12 protein-coding genes and 1 pseudogene are annotated in these 18,706 nt (G+C 68.3%); 11 read left to right on the forward strand and 2 right to left on the reverse strand.

What is annotated here, in order from left to right; genetic code table 11:
* Positions 1 to 50: 50 nt before the first annotated feature.
* Together ACZ7L6_RS38785 and ACZ7L6_RS38790 are read left to right on the forward strand one after the other, a co-directional pair.
* Positions 51 to 4,043 (forward strand): annotated as a pseudogene (locus tag ACZ7L6_RS38785) (RHS repeat domain-containing protein); the annotation flags it as partial.
* Positions 4,044 to 4,787: 744 nt separating this feature from the next.
* Complete coding sequence (locus ACZ7L6_RS38790) at positions 4,788 to 5,729, forward strand: hypothetical protein (RefSeq protein ID WP_471932409.1); 942 nt, start codon at positions 4,788 to 4,790, stop codon at positions 5,727 to 5,729.
* Between the two features lie 22 nt (positions 5,730 to 5,751).
* Here ACZ7L6_RS38790 and ACZ7L6_RS38795 read toward each other — a convergent pair whose 3' ends face one another.
* Both ACZ7L6_RS38795 and ACZ7L6_RS38800 read right to left on the reverse strand, forming a co-directional pair.
* Positions 5,752 to 5,955, reverse strand: coding sequence for a DUF397 domain-containing protein (locus ACZ7L6_RS38795; protein WP_471932411.1), 204 nt, complete (start codon positions 5,953 to 5,955; stop codon positions 5,752 to 5,754).
* A gap of 12 nt (positions 5,956 to 5,967) precedes the next feature.
* The gene (locus tag ACZ7L6_RS38800; protein WP_471932413.1) at positions 5,968 to 6,822 is read right to left on the reverse strand and encodes a helix-turn-helix domain-containing protein; all 855 of its coding nucleotides are present in this window, start codon (positions 6,820 to 6,822) and stop codon (positions 5,968 to 5,970) included.
* Positions 6,823 to 7,056: 234 nt separating this feature from the next.
* On the opposite strand from ACZ7L6_RS38800, the gene ACZ7L6_RS38805 reads away from it, so the two are divergent.
* The 9 genes from ACZ7L6_RS38805 to ACZ7L6_RS38845 all read left to right on the forward strand — a co-directional run bounded on the left by ACZ7L6_RS38805 (position 7,057) and on the right by ACZ7L6_RS38845 (position 18,510).
* The gene (locus tag ACZ7L6_RS38805) at positions 7,057 to 7,536 is read left to right on the forward strand and encodes an ATP-binding protein (protein WP_471932415.1); all 480 of its coding nucleotides are present in this window, start codon (positions 7,057 to 7,059) and stop codon (positions 7,534 to 7,536) included.
* Between the two features lie 200 nt (positions 7,537 to 7,736).
* The gene (locus ACZ7L6_RS38810) at positions 7,737 to 8,777 is read left to right on the forward strand and encodes a hypothetical protein (RefSeq protein ID WP_471932417.1); all 1,041 of its coding nucleotides are present in this window, start codon (positions 7,737 to 7,739) and stop codon (positions 8,775 to 8,777) included.
* A 220-nt stretch (positions 8,778 to 8,997) separates the two neighbouring features.
* Positions 8,998 to 10,380 (forward strand): nitrate/nitrite transporter, encoded by a 1,383-nt coding sequence (locus tag ACZ7L6_RS38815; RefSeq protein ID WP_471932419.1) that lies wholly within the window; start codon positions 8,998 to 9,000, stop codon positions 10,378 to 10,380.
* A gap of 166 nt (positions 10,381 to 10,546) precedes the next feature.
* A complete protein-coding gene (locus ACZ7L6_RS38820) occupies positions 10,547 to 11,698 on the forward strand; it encodes a uroporphyrinogen-III synthase (RefSeq protein ID WP_471932421.1) in 1,152 nt (383 codons plus the stop codon).
* Positions 11,699 to 11,964: 266 nt separating this feature from the next.
* Complete coding sequence (locus ACZ7L6_RS38825; RefSeq protein ID WP_471932423.1) at positions 11,965 to 12,561, forward strand: CGNR zinc finger domain-containing protein; 597 nt, start codon at positions 11,965 to 11,967, stop codon at positions 12,559 to 12,561.
* Between the two features lie 319 nt (positions 12,562 to 12,880).
* Entirely contained in the window at positions 12,881 to 13,402 is a 522-nt protein-coding gene (locus ACZ7L6_RS38830; protein WP_010039908.1) for a sigma-70 family RNA polymerase sigma factor, read from the forward strand.
* 59 nt (positions 13,403 to 13,461) lie between these two features.
* Positions 13,462 to 14,244 (forward strand): anti-sigma factor family protein, encoded by a 783-nt coding sequence (locus ACZ7L6_RS38835; protein ID WP_471932425.1) that lies wholly within the window; start codon positions 13,462 to 13,464, stop codon positions 14,242 to 14,244.
* Between the two features lie 83 nt (positions 14,245 to 14,327).
* Positions 14,328 to 16,745, forward strand: a complete 2,418-nt coding sequence (locus tag ACZ7L6_RS38840; RefSeq protein WP_471932427.1) for a HelD family protein — start codon at positions 14,328 to 14,330, stop codon at positions 16,743 to 16,745.
* Between the two features lie 340 nt (positions 16,746 to 17,085).
* Positions 17,086 to 18,510 carry an NAD-dependent malic enzyme gene (locus ACZ7L6_RS38845; RefSeq protein WP_471932429.1) on the forward strand — a complete coding sequence of 475 codons (1,425 nt, stop codon included), beginning with the start codon at positions 17,086 to 17,088 and terminating at the stop codon, positions 18,508 to 18,510.
* The last annotated feature ends 196 nt before the right edge of the window (positions 18,511 to 18,706 follow it).

Here is an 18,706-nt window from a genome sequence, read left to right on the forward strand (position 1 = left end):
TCGCCTTCGCCTCTCGGCCTGACCTGTCGCGCGGACCCGGGTCGTCCAGACACGACACGGCGCCCGGCCTCTGGCTGAACTCGATCACCCGTCGCGGCTTCGCCCCCGGCGACACCACCGGCACCCTCCAGCACAAGGACGGCGTCAGCTTCGCCGAGTACTCGGTCGGTTCCACCTCGCCCCTGCGTGCGCGTCTGAAGGACCGCCAGCTGCCGAACCTGGTGCCGAGCGGCCCGAACGACCAGCGCCCCGCGTTCACGCGCCCGCGCATCGGCACGGTCGCCACGGAATTCGGCGGTGACATCGAGGTCGAGTACAAGGGCGGCTGCGCCACCGAGCCGGCCGAGGACAAGGGCCAGAGGAACGGCACCTGTTACCCCGTCCGCTGGTCGCCCGACGGCGACGAGAAGACGCCTGCGAAGTCCTGGTTCAACAAGTACGTCGTCCACTCCGTGACCGAGACCGACAAGGTCACCTCCCACGGCAAGCCGATCCACACGACGTACAAGTACACGGACCCCGCCTGGGCCAAGAGCGACGACGAGTTCACCCGCCCGTCCTTGCGCACGCACAGCGTCTGGCGTGGCTACCGCCAGGTTGCCGTCACCAAGGGCAGCAGCACCAGCAACCAGCTGAACTTCCCGCAGGCTCAGTCGTACTCCGTGACCAGGTACTTCCAGGGCGTGGGCGGGACGGTCAAGGACTCCACGGGTACGTACACGCTGCTCGCTGACGACGCACCGCAGTACGCGGGCATGACGGCGGAGACCATCACCTACCGGGATGCCGACAAACGGATCCACAAGCGCACGCTCAACTACCCCTGGTCGAAGCAAACCGCTTCCCGCCCGCGGGAGGCCGAGAACGGCACGGACATGGATCCGCTGCTCGCGCACCGCAGCGGGATCGAGCGCACGGAGGAGATCCAGCCGGTCGACAGCAGTTGGCGGGCCGTCCGGACCCTGACGACGGTTGACGACACATACGGCCTGCCGATCCAGGTGGAGACCGCCGTGGTCAAGCCGAACGGCAGCACCGGCGAGACCCTCTCCGACCAGACCTGCACCAAGACGTCGTACGTGCACAACACATCCGCGTGGCTGATCGGTCTGCCGAAGGAGCAGCGCAGTACGGGCACGTCCTGCGTGGCCCACGACACAGCGGACCCGGCGACCAAGCTCATCAAGGCGGTGCGGAACAACTACGACGGCCTGGGGTACGGCGAGACGCCGACGAAGGGGCTGGTCACTTCCGCTGCCGGGGTCAACGGCGCGGGAACCTCGTACTCGGTCGTCACCAAGACCACGTACGACCCCCTGGGCCGCACACGCACCATCACCAATCCGGAGGTCGGCACCACAGAGACGCAGTACACGCCTGGGGATACGGGCGGGCCGGTCACCTCGGTCAAGACGATCAACGCCAAGGGCCACGCTGTCATCACGACCTTCGATCCGGGTCGCAGCCTGGCACTGACGGTCACCGACGCCAACGGCCGGGTCATGCGCAACGAGTACGACGCGCTCGGCCGCCTGGTGAAGGGGTGGTCGCCGTCGCGTTCCTCGGGCGGCAAGTCCCCGGATGTGGAGATCGCGTACCAGGCAGCTGTGGCCAACTCTGCCGAGACCAGGCCCGCCGCGGTCACCACGAAGACGTTGAAGGACGACGGTACGTACAGCCGTCAGGTGACGATCTACGACGGCCTCATGCGCCAGGTCCAGACCCAGTCCGAGGCGCACGGCCCCGGCCGGATCATCACCGACACGAAGTATGACGACCACGGCTTGGCCAGTGAGCAGACGAGCGGCTACCTAGCGAAGGGTGAGCCGGCGGCCGAGTTGTTCGCGCCGAGATCGAACGCGCTGATCCCGAGCCGGGTCGAGAACCGCTACGACGGTCTGGAACGGCCTTCGATACAGCTGACGTACCACGGCGATGCCTTCCGGCACGTGTCGTACACCTTCTATACGGACACCAGCGCCTTCACGGACCCGGTGGGCTCGACGGCCCCCCAGACGCGCACGTACACCGACGCCCTTGGCCGGGTCACCGCGATCCGTCACTACAAGGACAACGTAGCCACGGCCAACTGGGACGCCGCCACCTCCGAGAGCAGCGGCCGCAAGACGACGTACGAGTACGACGCCCGCGGCTATCGCACAAAGGTCATCGACCCGGCAGGCAACACCTGGAGCTACACGTACGACGCCCGTGGCCGCGTGACGTCGACTACCGATCCGGACACGGGCAGGACGGAAACCTGGTACGACGACGCCGACCGCCCGGTGAAGGTGACGGACGCCAAGTCACGGACGACGTACACGGAGTACGACGAACTCGGCCGGGTCAGGTTCGTCCGTGAGGGCTCGGCAACCGCAGCTCCGGTCAAGTCGTTCACGTACGACACCCTGCCGGGCGCACTGGGCCAGCCGGTCGCGTCGACCCGGCACACCGCGAACGGCGACTACATCAACCGCGTCACCGGCTACGACACCGACTACCGCCCCACGGGCAGCGAGACGGTGATCCCGTCGAGCACGCTCACGGCCGGCCTGGCGGGCACGTACGCATACGCGTACACCTACTCCCAGACCGGCAAGCCGCTGTCGGTCACCTTGCCTGCCGTGGGCGGACTGGCGAAGGAGAAGGTCGTCACCCGCTACAACGGTGACGGCCTGGCCGAGTCGACTTCGGGCATCAACTGGTACACGTCCGACGTCACCTACTCGCCGTACGGCGAGGTCCTGCGGACGGTCTCCGGCTCCCAGCCCTACCGGGTCTGGACCACCAACTTCGTTGACCCGCACACGGGCCGCCTCCAGCGCACGGTCGCCGACCGCGAGACGTCCGGCCCGCACCGCATCACCGACAGCTACTACTCGTACGACGTGACCGGCACCATCACGTCGAACTCCCGCAAGCTGTCGGATGCTTCGGGCGAAACGTGGGACACCCAGTGCTTCACGTACGACGTGATGGGCGAGTTGGTGAACGCCTGGACCTCGAACATCACCCCGGCTGGCAACGCTACCGGCTGCAAGGCGTCGAACGGCACGACGTGGGGCTATCGCACGGACTACCGGAACTCCTCCGGCCCCGTGGCCCATGCCCCAGACACGGCGAGCGACAAGTCGAGTCCGGACGCTTCCTTGTCATCGACCCTCGCGGCCACGGCTGCGGACGCGACGACTGTGGCCACGGGTGCGACGGCATACCGCCAGTCGTTCACCTTCGACTGGCTGGGCAACCGCGCCACGCTGACGGAACACGACCCGGCGGACGCGACCAAGAACGTCACCTACACGTACGGCTATGGCACCACCGCCCAGCCGCACACGATGAAGTCCATCAGCTCCAACCCGGCGGGCAGGGGCAGCAGTTACACGTACGACGCCTTGGGCAACACCGAGACCCGTGACCTGCCCGCCACCACACAGAGCCTGACCTGGACGTCCGAGAACAAGCTCGACACGATCACCGACGACGGCAAGAAGACGACGTACGTCTACGACGCCGCCGGCAACCGCATCCTGGAGAACTCGCCGTCAGGCTCGACGCTCTACCTGGGCGAGACCGAGGTGACCACGGACGCCACGGGCACGATCACCAAGGCTTCCCGCTCTTACGCCCAGCCCGGCGCACCTACGCTCACCCGGACCACGAGCAACGGCGCGACGACGGGCCACAAGCTGAACGTCCTGCTCACGGACCACCTGGGCACCGCGAACACGTCGGTGGAGGTGGCGAGCGGCCAGACGGTTACCCGCCGCGCCTTCAAGCCGTACGGCGAGACCCGGGGCACCAAGCCGACCAGCTGGCCCAACAAGCGCAGCTATCTGGGCGTGGGCATCGACGACGCGGCAACGGGTCTGACCCACATCGGCGCCCGCGAGTACGACCAGAACTCCGGCCGCTTCCTCTCCGTGGACCCGGTCATCGACGTTGCGGATCCGCTGCAGATGAACGGGTACGCCTACTCCAACAACAGCCCGATCTCGCACGCCGACCCCACGGGCCTGTGGATCGACGACGGAACGGGCCACAGCGAGCCACATCCCGAGGCCACTTCGCGGCCGACCAACCCCGGTGTACCCCGTGGTGGCGAAACGTCAACGGACAAAAAGGGCCGAGACAGTAAGGAGATGGTGGCCGACACCATACGCCACAATGCCGCCGTCAAAACGATCGCCGCATATCTGTCGGCTATTTACTGGCAGAATCCCGAAGTGCAGGTCAGGACCAATGTGAAGATAGCCGGCGGTGGTACAGGGAAGACCGGGGACGGATCCGCCGATGTAGTCGTTTACTTCGATGACTACATCTTCATCTGGGAAGTGAAGTCCGCCAAGACTGCCGAAAAGGACGCACCTGCCCAGCTCGACCGCTATGTCAGGGCGATGCAAAGGGAGCAGCGCAAGTACGGCAAGACCGTTCAGCGAGGTCATGAACTCCCCCAGCTGGCGACGATCGATCCGTTGAACCCCAAGCAGCAACTGGTCGTGCAGTCGACGCGAACGCGGCTAGGATCGCCGCACAAGGGGCCTAGGTTCCAAGGGGTGGTGGGCTGGTGGACGCGCAAGCAGTCCTTCAAGACCCCCAAGGGGCATGAAGCCTCCAGCGTCTACGCTCCGGTGAGCATTCAGGTGTGGCAGCCGACTCCCGAACAGCAGAGAAACATCGCACTGGGGGCCATCGCTGCGACAGCCCTTTATGTGGTCGGGAAGATGGTGACGAGCCCGTTCGGTCTTGAGTAGAGTCAACAGGAGGCTCAACGGGAGACGGGTTCAGTGGACATCCTCGATGCGATCAATGCCGACCTTTCACATGCGCTGGTGATGGAGTTCACGGTGTTCGACACCGACTCCGGCGCCTTGCACGACTGTGCGTTCCGCTGGCTCACCGAGGGCGTCCGAGAATATGCGGGAGCCGAGATACTGCAGAGGGCTGGCCGGTACAGAATCTCTGATAAAGGACTCTCTCGGGTTCCCGCTTTGAAACGACGGGGTGATTCGAACCAATGGTCGTATGTTTCGGCGGCGCCGCGTGACTCTTTCGGCGTCCGCTACAACCCTTACACGCCGGAGATTTTCCCCTGGCTGAGGAGTCTCATCGACGAGCGGGCGGAGTCGATCTCCATTGAGAGTGGAGAATTCACGTCTGACGGCGAAATGGGCGACCCCGACGTCTGGATCTCAGTCACATTTGATGAGCACCTACCGGAATATGTGAAGTTGGTTGTTCACGTGGATGAGGCGGAACTACTCGATCCGGAAAGGGCCCAGGATACACAGGACCGCCTACTAAGGTCCGCCCGGTGGGTATGCGATCGGTACAACGTCGTGTTCGGGCATGTCTCCTACCGTCACTCTGGCGAAATGACGGAGCTTGAGCGTTTCCTCCGGGGCGAGGCCGGTGACCCGACGGCCAACACTCCTCGATGGCGCTCGGAGTTGCGGGGCTATTCATGGCTCATGGTCATCTCCGCCAGCATTGCCGTCAGACTGGGAGGCGCTGACGCCCTGTGGGATTCGCAGGCCTTTCACTCCGTGATCGCACTGCCCAACGGATCGCTGCTCCTTCAGGCCACGCCGACGTTCCAGGAGTACCGCGGCCCGGCGGTCGAGAACGTCTACCGCGTTGTGCGAGACGTACTCGTGACCGGCGAATTCCGCGTCCTCCCCCCCATGCCCGGCGTACCTCCCGCCCACATGGTCGTCCTGCCAGACTGAACGGCGGGGGCCGTCTGCGTGATCAGCGCTCGCTTGGCTGCCTGGATCGCTCCGGCGCCCCGAGGGCGGATATCAGTGCGCCGAGTTGCCGGGAGCCGGTCGTCAGGATCGTCTCTGGGTCATCGCTTTCGCGGAGGAGGATGGCTCCGGTGGGGGTGGCGGCGATGTAGACGCAGTTCGAGCTGTCGCCGCTGTAAGTGGACTTCTGCCAGTGGAGGGTCTGCACGGTCGGTCTCTCTCAGGTGTCCTGGATGAGGCTCTGGATGAAGTCGCGCGACTCGGCAGGGCCGAGGGCGCAGGACTCCATGTGGTCGAGCACGGCACGGTACTTGCTCAACTGTGCCTCGGCATCCAGGAATCCGCAGCCGCCGTGGTGCGTATCGAGTTGCACGGTGTCGAGCTGCGGGACCGGGCCCACGATGTAGTCGAAAGACTGGCCCGTGCTCGGGTAGTACTCCGTGTCGAAGGGGATCGCCTGGACGGTGACGTTCGGCAGCTCGCTCATGTCGAGCAGATGCTTGAGCTGGCCGCGCTTCACGGCGGGGCCGCCGAAGCCCATCCGCAGGGCCGACTCGTGGATGATCGCCGAGTACGGAGGCGGGGTCTCCCGGTGCAGGATGCCCTGCCGTTTGATGCGGTGGGTGAGGCGGTGCTCGATCTCGTACTGCCGCATGGGCGGCACCACGGCACGGAAGAGGGCGCGGGCGTGGTCTGTCGTCTGCAGTAGCGCCGGGATGTGCATGGCGAGGGCAACGCGCAAGCCGGCGGCGTGATGTTCGAGTTCGGCCAGGTCGACCAGCGCGGCGGGCAGGTGCTCGCGGTACTCCTCCCACCAGCCGCGCGTACGACGTCCGGTCATCGCCGCCAAGGCGTCGATCAGGGCCTCGTCCGAGCAGTCGTAGGCGGACGCCACCGCTCGGACACGGTCAGCGCTCAGGGGGCTGCGGCCTGTTTCGATCATGCTGACGCGGCCCTGGTTGACGCCCAGCTGTGCGGCTGCCTCGGTGACGGTGAACCCGGCACGCTCACGGAGTTTGCGCAGTTCGGCGCCGAGACGCCGTAGGCGCAAGGTGGGGTTGTTGGTGGGTGGCAAGGGCACCTCCTTCCGAGCCGCGACGCGGCGCTCCTGTAGCCCACATGAGGGAACTGTGGGTATCTCTCCAAGATTTGGAAGATTCATCTCCCGTCATGGTCCTACCTTAGTCCTCATACCGCCCAACTCCCCCCGCCCATAGCCGGAAGCGCACCAACCCAGGCAAAGCCACCGCTAGGCGTGGTCGTTGAGCGAGCCCAAGTCCCTTCTCTGATGGAGTTTCTGGAGGTTTCCATGGGCACCGTATCCCTCGCCGACACCTGGGTGTACGCCCTCCGCCTGCCCCACGACCCCCGCGCGGCACGGGTCGCACGTATGACCGTGCGGTCGGTGCTGAGCGGCCACGAAAGACATGAAGTCCTGGACGAGGTTGAGCTGTTGGTCTCCGAGATGGTCACGAATGCCTACCGGCACACCAACGGTCCCGCCTCCCTCCGTCTGACCGCCCTGAGCGACGGGCGACTGCGGGTGGGTGTCTGGGACACGAGCTCATACATCCCGTCCCCTTTCGACCAGCCGCCCGGAGCCCGCGTCCCGCCCGCACCGGCGGACGCCCTCGGCGGGCGCGGACTGCTCCTTGTCCAGGAGTACGCCGACTGCTGGGGCGGCTGGTCCTTGAGCGACGGGTGCCTGCTCGACCGGGGTGCGGGAAAGCTGCTGTGGTTCGAGGTGGGTGGCGATAGGCGGGAGCGAGTGCGAGGGGTGGCTGCGTGATCACGCACTCGATTACGCACTCGCGCATCCAGGCGTCACTGCACGATTCGGCGGCCCACCACTCCCGCGGCAAGGTTCCACCAAGATCCTGTGAAGCCCGCCCGCCCAGGTAACGACTGTCAGACCCCCCGTGGAACACTGACTGGGTTGCGGAAGTGAACGGGGTCGCCGGAGTGGGCCGGTGGGGGAGTGGGTGGCTGATGAGCAAGCGGCAAGTGCAGAAGATGCTGCAGTTGATGGCGGGTGGGGGGCCCGTCGAGCTCACCAGTCCCATGGCCTCCGTGAAGAAGCTCGCCACGCTGGCCTTCGTCGCCCAGCAGTTCGGGTACGAGTACCTGGACGTACGGCAGAGCAGCGGGCGCAACGGCGCGCTCATCATGATGATCGCGCCCGACCCCAGCCCCCAGGCCCGCGCCCGCGCCCTGCAGAACTGGGCGCAGTACCCGAACGCCAGTGACGGGGTCTCCCTGCCGCCCCTCGTCCCGGACGCCTTCGAGCTTCTCAAGGCCCGTATCAACTTCGACCTCACCGGCAAGAACGAGAAGCGGGCGGGCTACACGGCCATCGGTCTCACGATCGGCGCCGGGATCCTCGGGGTGCGGCTGGGCGCGGACGCCGAAGCCTGGATCGCGGCGTTCCTCACGTGGGCGTTCTTCATGGCGTTCCTCGGCGTGGTCTTCTTCGTCAACCGCAAGCGCAACGCCAAGTTCGCCGCCCGGCTGCAGGCCGCCGGGTTCACACCGTTCACCGAGGAGAGCGGGCGGGTGCGGTACCTGCCGCCCGGCGCGCAGATGCCGGGGCAGTACGCCGCCGGGCCCTACGGCCAGCAGGCCCCGGCCCCCACCCCCGGCAACCCCGCCGGCGCCGGTTACGGGCAGCAGGCCCCCGGCCCGTACGCCGGCCAGCCTGCCGCGCCGGGTGCGTATCCCGCTCAGCCTGCCGCGCCGGGTGCGTATCCCGCTCAGCCCGCCGCGCCGGGTGCCTACCCTGGCCAGCCCGCCGCTCCGGCCCCCGGCCCGTACGGGAACCAGCCGGCACCGGGTCCCTACGGCGCTCCCCAGACCTCAGGCCCGTACGCCTCCCCGCAGCAGCCGCAGCCCCAGCCGCCGTACGGCCAACCTCAGCCCCAGCAGCCGTACCAGCCGCAGCCCTACCCTCAGCAGCAGAGCCCCCAGCAGCCCCCGCAGCCCCAGCCACCCCACCCCCAGCAGAACCCCCACTGGCAGCCCCCGCAGCGCTGACACGGCCCCTGTGCCCACCTCTGCGCCCGCCCCGCGCCCCGTCCCTATATCTCGCCCTTATATAGGGACGACCAACACAACCTCTCATCCCCCCTCCTCGCCGGGTGAGAGCAAAGTTCCTTTCCGGTCACCCGGTGCCACAGGGCGGAAACGAGCTCTCCCTACCTTCGGGATCAGCCACTCGTAGTGCGACCGAGCCCCGAAGTACCGTGGAGGCGTCATGACAGCCCCTAGCACAGCCCCCGCCGCAAGCAGGGGAGGCCGCTGGATCGATCACTGGGACCCCGAGGACGAGACGTTCTGGGAGGAGACCGGAGAGAAGGTCGCCAGGCGCAACCTCTTCTTCTCCGTCCTCTCCGAGCACATCGGGTTCTCGATCTGGACCCTGTGGTCCGTGATGGTGCTCTTCATGGGGCCGGAGTACGGACTCACCCCCGCCGACAAGTTCACGATCGTCTCGATGGCCACGCTGGTCGGCGCCATCGTCCGGGTGCCGTACACCTTCGCCGTCGCCATCTTCGGCGGCCGGATGTGGACCGTCATCTCGGCGAGCATGCTGCTCCTGCCGACGGTCGCCGCCTTCGCCGTGATGGAGCCCGGGACGTCGTTCACCACGTTCCTGCTGTGCGCGATGCTGGCCGGTGTCGGCGGCGGAAACTTCGCCTCCAGCATGACCAACATCAACGCCTTCTTCCCCCTCCGTAAGAAGGGGTGGGCGCTCGGCCTGAACGCCGGCGGCGGCAACATCGGCGTGCCCGTGGTGCAGCTCGTCGGCCTGGCGGTCATCGGCGCGAGCGCCGGCCCGCGCGTCCTGCTCGGGATCTACATCCCGTTCATCGTGATCGCCGCCGCCCTCGCATGGCTGAAGATGGACAGCATCTCGTCCGTGAAGAACGACACCGGTGCCGCCAAGGACGCCGTGAAGGACGCCCACACCTGGATCATGTCCTTCCTCTACATCGGCACCTTCGGCTCGTTCATCGGCTACAGCTTCGCCTTCGGGCTGGTGCTCCAGACCCAGTTCGGGCGTACGCCGCTGCAGGCCGCCTACGTCACCTTCATCGGCCCGCTGCTCGGCTCCCTGATCCGCCCCGTCGGCGGCTCGCTCGCCGACCGGTTCGGCGGCGCGAAGATCACGCTGTGGAACTACGTCGCCATGGCCGTCGCGACCTCGGTCATCATCGTGGCCTCGATGCAGAAGTCGCTGCCGCTGTTCACCACCGCGTTCATCGCCCTGTTCGTCCTGTCCGGCCTCGGCAACGGCTCGACGTTCAAGATGATCCCCGGCATCTTCCACAACAAGGCCCTCGCCAAGGGGCTCACCGGTGAGGACGCCGCCGCCTACGGCCGCCGGCTCTCCGGCGCCTCCATGGGCCTCATCGGCGCGGTCGGCGCGCTCGGCGGACTCGGCATCAACCTCGCCTTCCGCCAGTCCTTCCTCACCGTGGGCTCCGGCACCGGCGCCTTCGTCGCCTTCCTCGCCTTCTACGGCGCCTGCTTCGCGGTCACCTGGGCCGTATACCTTCGCCGCCCGGCCGCCTCGGAGACCCACGCCACATCGGCCTCGGAGGCAAAGCCGCAGCTCAGCTACGCAGAGGTGTGACGTAACACTGCTGACATCAAGCCGAACCGAGCCTGTCACGCACCGTTGACAGGCTCGATCGGCATGCAGGTGTACCCACCAAGGGTGCGATCAGGAGCCGCTTCCGGCCACCCTCGGTGCGAACCGCCTGGCGCAGGCACCACAACTCGAGTGCGGGACGAGAGTTATGTACGACGAACAGCAGCAACCGGAACACGGGCCGCTGGCGGGTTTCACCGTGGGTGTGACCGCCGCGCGCCGGGCCGACGAACTCGGGGCGCTGCTCCAGCGCCGCGGCGCCGCCGTCCTGCACGCCCCTGCCCTGCGCATTGTGCCGCTCTCCGACGACAGTGAGCTGCTCGCCGCCACCAAGGAGATCATCCAGCGGACGCCGGACGTCGTGGTCGCCACGACCGCTATCGGCTTCCGGGGCTGGATCGAGGCCGCCGACGGGTGGGGACTGGGCGAGGACCTGCTGGCACGGCTGCGCGAGGTCGAACTGCTCGCGCGCGGGCCCAAGGTCAAGGGGGCGGTACGGGCCGCCGGGCTGACGGAGGACTGGTCGCCGTCCAGCGAGTCCATGGCCGAGGTGCTGGACCGGCTGCTGGAGGAAGGCGTCGACGGGCGGCGTATCGCCGTCCAGCTGCACGGTGAGCCGCTGCCCGGGTTCGTGGAGGCGTTGCGCGAAGGGGGCGGGGAGGTGCTCGGGGTGCCGGTCTACCGGTGGCTGCCGCCGGAGGACATCGGGCCGGTCGACCGTCTGCTGGACGCCACCGTCTCGCGGGGCCTGGACGCCCTCACCTTCACCAGCGCCCCGGCCGCGGCGTCCCTGCTGTCGCGGGCCGAGGAGCGGGGGCTGCTCGCGGAGGTGCTGGCCGCGCTCAACCATGACGTCCTGCCGGCCTGCGTCGGTCCGGTCACCGCGCTGCCGTTGCAGGCGCGTGGCATCGACACGGTGCAGCCCGAGCGGTTCCGGCTCGGGCCGCTGGTGCAGTTGCTGTGCCAGGAGCTGCCGGGGCGGGCCCGCTCGCTGCCGATCGCCGGTCATCAGGTGGAGATCCGGGGGCACGCGGTGCTGGTCGACGGGGCGTTGCGGCCCGTGCCGCCTGCGGGGATGTCCCTTCTGCGGGCCCTGTCCCGTCGTCCGGGATGGGTGGTTCCGCGCGCCGATCTCCTGCGTGCGTTGCCGGGGGCGGGGCGTGATGAGCATGCGGTGGAGACGGCGATGGCTCGGTTGCGTACGGCTCTGGGGGCGCCGAAGTTGATCCAGACCGTCGTCAAGCGGGGGTATCGGCTGGCGTTGGATCCGGCGGCCGACACGAAGTACGCGGACGCGTGAGCCGTTCGTTTCTCGCCCCCGGTGCCCCTACCCGTCCCCTCCTGAAGGGGCTCCGCCCCTTCGACCCCGCCAGGGGGCTCCGCCCCCTGGACCCCCGTCGGCCCTGAAGGGGCCTCGTCCTGAAACGCCGGACGGGCTGAAGTTGCCGTGACCGGCGTTGAGTACCCAACCCCCGGTACGAGGGGTTCCGCCCCCGCCACCGGGAAGGCACTGTGAGAGGGAACGGTTCCCCCAGCCCTCCTCACGGCCTAGGCGGTGACAGGCACATGGCACTGGGTACGGCCACGGACGCGTACGAGCTGCGGTTCGGCGCCGGACGGATCTGTCTGGATCTCCTCGCGACGACTCATCCCGAGGAACGGTTCGACTCCGTCGCGGTGTTGCGTGCCTGGATCATCGGCGCCGGCCTCGTCCCACCGGACACCCCGCTCGCCCACGCCGACGCCTCCTGGCTCGTCGCCTTCCGCGAACTGCGCGGACGCATCGGACAGTTGGTGCGAGGCAGCCTCAACCCCGCGCCCTGGCCGTCGTACGACATCGCGCTCGCCCGGGTCAACGACATCGCCCGCGCCGCACCGCCGGCCCCGCGTGCCGTACGCGGTGAAGGCGGCGTACTCGTCCGCCAGTTGGATCACCCGCCCGAGTGCGGCGCCCTGCTCGGTGCCCTCGCGCGGGACGCGGTGGAACTGCTCACCGATCCTCTCGCGCGGGCCGGACTGAGGGAGTGCGAGGGCGACAACTGCCCGATCGTTTATGTCGATACGTCCCGGGGGCGCAGGAGGCGCTGGTGCTCCAGTGAGGTCTGCGGGAACCGGGAAAGGGTCGCCCGGCACCGTCGTCGCGCCGCCCTCGCGCGAGCCTGACAGTCCGTTATGCGGCTTCTGTGAAACGGGTGTCGAAGTGATTTCGATTACATGTCGTTTACCTACGCCCCCGTAGGGAAACGGCACATCGATCTTGCCGATGTGGTGGAAATGTAAAGATCGCACGGTGGGAATGTGCTGCCATGTCCCGCTCGTCACGTCACTTCCAAGAAAACTGTCGCATCGCTTTGAACACTCAAGGGGCCGCTTCCGTACGGGTAGTCGAGCGACCGACTGGGGGAACCCCCGGACATCGGAGGTGGGCGTGCGCAAGGATTCCGTCGTGGCCAATGAACGTGGATCGAGGGCCCGACATCGCATGTCCCAGCCCTCGGAACCTGATGAGGAGCTGATGCGTGCGCTGTACAGAGAGCACGCCGGACCCCTCCTTGCGTATGTCCTTCGACTGGTCGCCGGTGATCGGCAACGAGCAGAGGACGTTGTGCAGGAGACGCTCATCCGTGCCTGGAAGAACGCCGGACAGCTCAATCGAGCGACCGGATCGGTACGCCCCTGGCTGGTGACGGTCGCCCGGCGCATCGTCATCGACGGCCACCGCAGCCGGCAGGCCCGGCCGCAGGAGGTCGATCCGTCGCCGCTGGAGGTCATCCCCGCGGAGGACGAGATCGACAAGGCGCTGTGGCTGATGACGCTGTCTGACGCACTCGACGACCTGACCCCCGCCCACCGGGAGGTTCTCGTCGAGACGTACTTCAAGGGGCGTACCGTCAATGAGGCTGCCGAGACGCTGGGCATACCCAGTGGCACCGTGCGCTCCAGGGTGTTCTACGCCCTGCGGTCGATGAAGCTGGCTCTGGAGGAGCGGGGGGTGACGGCGTGATGAGTGTTTACGGGGGAAACCAGGGATTCGGGATGGGCGGTTCGGGTATGTCTGGATCCATGAGCCCCATGCAGGGACATCCGGGCCCGAGCGAGCACGAAACCGTCGGCGCCTATGCCCTCGGGATCCTCGACGACGCCGAGGCAACCGCTTTCGAGGCCCACCTCGCGACCTGCGAATGGTGCGCTCAGCAGCTGGACGAGCTCGCCGGGATGGAGCCCATGCTGGCCGCGCTCGCGGACCTGCCCGGTTCCGGTTCGCCCGCGATCGGTGAGTCCCTGTCGGCGAAGCCCAGCCCGCGTCTGGTGAACAAGCTCGTCGACGAGGTCGCCGAGCGTCGCGCCCAGAAGCGCCGGCGCAGCTTCTACATGGTGGCCGCGGCGGCCGCCCTGATCGTCGGCGGTCCGTTCGTGGCCGTGGCGACGAACGGCAGCGACGGCGGTGGCGGCACCGACGGGAACAGGACCGTGCAGGCGGCCAACCCCGCCAAGGACCTGTTCAACAGCATCGACAACAAGGTCTCGGGGACCGACTCGGCGACCGGCGTCAGCGCGACCGTCGCCCTGTCCGAGAAGCTCTGGGGCACCGAGACGGCCCTTGAGCTGAAGGGGGTCAAGGGGCCGCTCAAGTGCTCCCTGATCTTCGTCAGCAAGGACGGCGAACGCGAGACGGCCGCCTCCTGGTCGGTCCCGAAGTGGGGTTACGGCATCCCGGACGCCAAGACCGAGCAGGCCAGGAATCCGCTCTACGTCAGCGGCGGTGTGTCCATGGCCCCGGACGACGTCGATCACATCGAGGTCATGGACTTCGACGGGAACAAGCTCGCAGAGGTCGACGTCTAGGGCCTGCCCCAGCCGTGCCGTAGCTTTTCCGGGTCCCCTTCGCGTACGGTTGACGGCTGCCCAGCACGTCAGAAGGGGGCCCGGTGGCCGCTCAGGCTCAACAGGAAACCGCGCTCGAAGACTCTCTGAGAGATCGAGAGATCAGCGTCGAACAGGAACACCTGGACCGGGTGTACCGGCGCCTCGAGGAGAAGATCCACGAGGCCGAGTTCCTGATGAACGACGCGGCCAAGCGCGGCCAGGTCGGCACACCCGGCGCGCTCGCCGAGCGGGACGCGCAGGTCTTCCGTGCGGGCGTCCACCTCAACCGGCTCAACAACGAGTTCGAGGACTTCCTGTTCGGCCGTATCGACCTGCTGCTCGGCAAGGACGGCAAGAAGGGCCCCGACGGCGCGTACACCGCGGTCGAGCCCGCCGAGGGCGCGGTCCGCGACGACAACACCGCCGACATCGCCGAGACCCTGCACATCGGCCGCATCGGTGTGCTGGACCAGGACTACGCCCCGCTCGTCATCGACTGGCGGGCGCCGGCCGCCGCCCCCTTCTACCGCTCCACGCCGGTCGACCCCGGGCGGGTCGTACGGCGCCGGGTCATCCGCTCCAAGGGGCGCCGCGTGCTGGGCGTCGAGGACGACCTCATGCGCCCCGAGCTCACGGCCTTCCTGGACGGCCACGAGCTGCCCGTCATCGGCGACGGCGCCCTCATGGCCGCCCTCGGCCAGGCCCGCAGCCACACCATGCGGGACATCGTCGCGTCCATCCAGGCCGAGCAGGACCTGGTCATCCGCGCCCCCGCCGCCTCGGTGACGTATGTCGAGGGCGGCCCGGGGACAGGGAAGACGGCCGTGGCGCTGCACCGCGCCGCCTACCTGCTCTACCAGGACCGGCGCCGGTACGCGGGCGGCATCCTGATCGTCTCCCCGACCCCGCTGCTGGTGGCGTACACCGAGGGCGTGCTCCCGTCCCTCGGCGAGGAGGGCCAGGTCGCCATCCGTGCGATCGGTTCACTCGTGGACGGCGCCGAGGCCACCCTGTACGACTCCCCGTCCACCGCCCGCGCCAAGGGCTCGTACCGCATGCTCAAGGTGCTGCGGAAGGCGGCCCGAGGCGCGCTGGAGCTGGGACCGGGCGGCGGGGGCGGCGCTCCTGGCCGGGGCGTGTCCGGGGGCGCCGGGGCGAACCGGGCGGGGCAGCTCGCCCTCGGTGACGACACCGGTGATGACGGCACCGACGCGCCCGCGCAGGCCCCGGCCGGGCCTCCCAGCCGCCTGCGCGTGGTGGCCTTCGGGCGCCGGCTGGAGCTGGAGACGCAGGAGCTGGAACGTATCCGCCGCACCGCGCTCGGCGGCACCGCACCCGTCAACCTGCTGCGCCCGCGCGCCCGCAAGCTGCTGCTCGACGCCCTGTGGGCTAAGTCCGGCGGCGCCTCCCGCCACACCGACCCGGAGCTGGCCGCCGAGCTGCGCTCGTCCTTCGACGAGGACGTGACCTCGGAGGACAGCTTCCTCACCTTCCTCGACGCCTGGTGGCCGGAGCTCACCCCGAAGGCGGTCCTGGAGGCGATGGCCGACGAGCGGCGGCTCGGCCGCTGGGCCCGCCGGATCCTCAACCCCGGCGAGGTCCGCAAGGTGGCCCGCTCGCTCAGGCGGGACGGACTCTCGGTGCACGACATCGCCATGCTCGACGAGCTCCAGGCGATCCTCGGCACCCCGGCCCGCCCGAAGAAGAAGCGCGAGCTGGACCCGCTCGACCAGCTCACCGGCCTGGAGGAGCTGATGCCGGTCCGCGAGGAGTCGCAGCGCGAGCGCGCCGAGCGGCTGGCGGCCGAGCGCACCGAGTACGCCCACGTCATCGTCGACGAGGCCCAGGACCTCACGCCGATGCAGTGGCGGATGGTCGGGCGCAGGGGACGTCACGCGACCTGGACGATCGTCGGCGACCCGGCCCAGTCCTCCTGGTCCGACCCCGACGAGGCGGCCGAGGCACGCGACGAGGCCCTGGGCACCCGCCCGCGCCGCCGCTTCCAGCTCACCGTGAACTACCGCAACCCGGCCGAGATCGCCGAGCTCGCGTCGAAGGTGCTGGCGCTGGCGATGCCGGGCTCGACGTCACCGTCGGCGGTACGGTCCACCGGCGTGGAGCCTCGCTTCACGGTCGTACGGGACTCGCTCGCACAGACCGTCCGTGAGGAGGCCGCCCGGCTGCTCGACCGCGTCGACGGCACGGTCGGTGTGGTCGTCGCGATGCAGCGGCGCGAGGAGGCGGCCAAGTGGCTCGCCGGGCTCGGCGACCGGGTCGTGGCGCTCGGCAGCCTGGAGGCGAAGGGCCTGGAGTACGACGCGACGGTCGTCGTCTCCCCGGCGGAGATCGCGGACGAGTCGCCGGCCGGACTGCGAGTGCTGTACGTCGCCCTGACCCGGGCCACCCAGCAGCTGACGGTCGTCTCGGCGGAGCGGGACGAGCCGGACGCGACCGGGGTGCCGGACCTGCTCAGAGACTGATCCGTCAGTGATCCGGCAGAGATTGATCCGGATGAACCACCGGTACGGGAATGGCCGTACGGGATCTGTTTGTTAGCCTGGGTGTGACACCGGCTCGATCCAAGCCCCCGGGCCCAACCTTCGTCCCTTAGAGGGACCACTTGCCGCGAGGCGAGCATGGCGGGTCGGTGTCATGAACGTAGAGAGGGACCCACGTCACCACGTGACGTGGGTCTCTTTTCATGGGAAGACGTGGCGAACAATACGTTCGCAATTCAAGCCCGGCTAACTCCTACTCGGCGGTAGGTGCGACGATCGGACGGCATCCAGCGTCACACGGTGAAAGCAGAGGAAGTCGGCCATGGCAACGGCGCCCAGCGTCTCCTACTCGATGACGGTCCGGCTGGAGGTGCCCGCGAGCGGAACCGCGGTCTCCCAGCTCACCACGGCCGTGGAGTCCCACGGAGGCTCGGTGACCGGCCTCGACGTCACCGCGTCCGGCCACGAGAAGCTCCGTATCGACGTCACGATCGCGGCCACGTCCACCAAACACGCGGACGAGATCGTCGAGCAGCTGCGCGGCATCGAGGGCGTCACGCTGGGCAAGGTCTCGGACCGTACCTTCCTCATGCACCTCGGCGGCAAGATCGAGATGGCGTCGAAGCACCCCATCCGCAACCGTGACGACCTGTCCATGGTCTACACGCCGGGTGTGGCCCGTGTCTGCATGGCGATCGCCGAGAACCCCGAGGACGCGCGGCGTCTGACGATCAAGCGCAACTCCGTTGCGGTTGTGACGGACGGCTCGGCGGTGCTGGGCCTCGGAAACATCGGCCCGAAGGCCGCGCTGCCCGTCATGGAGGGCAAGGCGGCCCTCTTCAAGCGGTTCGCCGGCATCGACGCCTGGCCGATCTGCCTCGACACCCAGGACACCGACGCGATCGTCGAGATCGTCAAGGCGATCGCCCCCGGGTTCGCCGGCATCAACCTCGAGGACATCTCCGCGCCGCGCTGCTTCGAGATCGAGGCACGCCTGCGCGAGGCCCTCGACATCCCCGTCTTCCACGACGACCAGCACGGCACCGCGATCGTCGTCCTGGCCGCCCTCACCAACGCACTTCGCGTCGCGGGCAAGGCAATTGAGAGCATTCGCGTCGTCATGTCCGGAGCCGGCGCGGCCGGGACGGCCATCCTCAAACTGCTGCTCGCGGCAGGCGTGAAGAACGCCGTCGTCGCCGACATCCACGGCGTCGTGCACGCCGGCCGCGAGGACCTGCGTCAGGCCCCCGCCGACTCGCCGCTGCGCTGGATCGCCGACAACACCAACCCCGAGGGCCTGACCGGCACGCTGAAGGAGGCCGTGCGCGGCGCCGACGTGTTCATCGGCGTCTCGGCCCCGAACGTGCTCGACGGCGACGACGTGGCCGCCATGGCCGAGGACGCGATCGTGTTCGCGCTCGCGAACCCGGACCCCGAGGTCGACCCGGCAATCGCCCGCCAGACGGCGGCAGTTGTGGCCACGGGCCGCTCCGACTTCCCGAACCAGATCAACAACGTGCTGGTCTTCCCGGGTGTCTTCCGCGGTCTGCTGGACGCGCAGTCCCGCACGGTCAACACCGAGATGATGCTCGCGGCCGCGAAGGCGCTGGCGGATGTGGTGACCGAGGACGAGCTGAACCCGAACTACATCATCCCGAGCGTGTTCAACGACAAGGTCGCGGGCGCGGTCGCCGGTGCGGTGCGGGAAGCCGCGAAGGCCGTCAGCGCGGTGGCGCCCGTCGAGTAGGCCCCGGCGCCAAACGTGTGCGGGCCCTGTGAGGATCGCCACGGCAAGCCCTTGTGACGGCGCGTCGTGGAACCAAGGGCCTCCGGCCGCCGTTTATCGTGACGGCCAGGCTGAGGCCCTCTCTTCGTGTGACTCCCATGGGTGTTCTCACGACTCCTGCGGGTGCCGGATTGGCTTTCCCGCCGCAGGTAGGGGC

It is taken from the genome of Streptomyces sp. NPDC107522 (assembly GCF_055657525.1).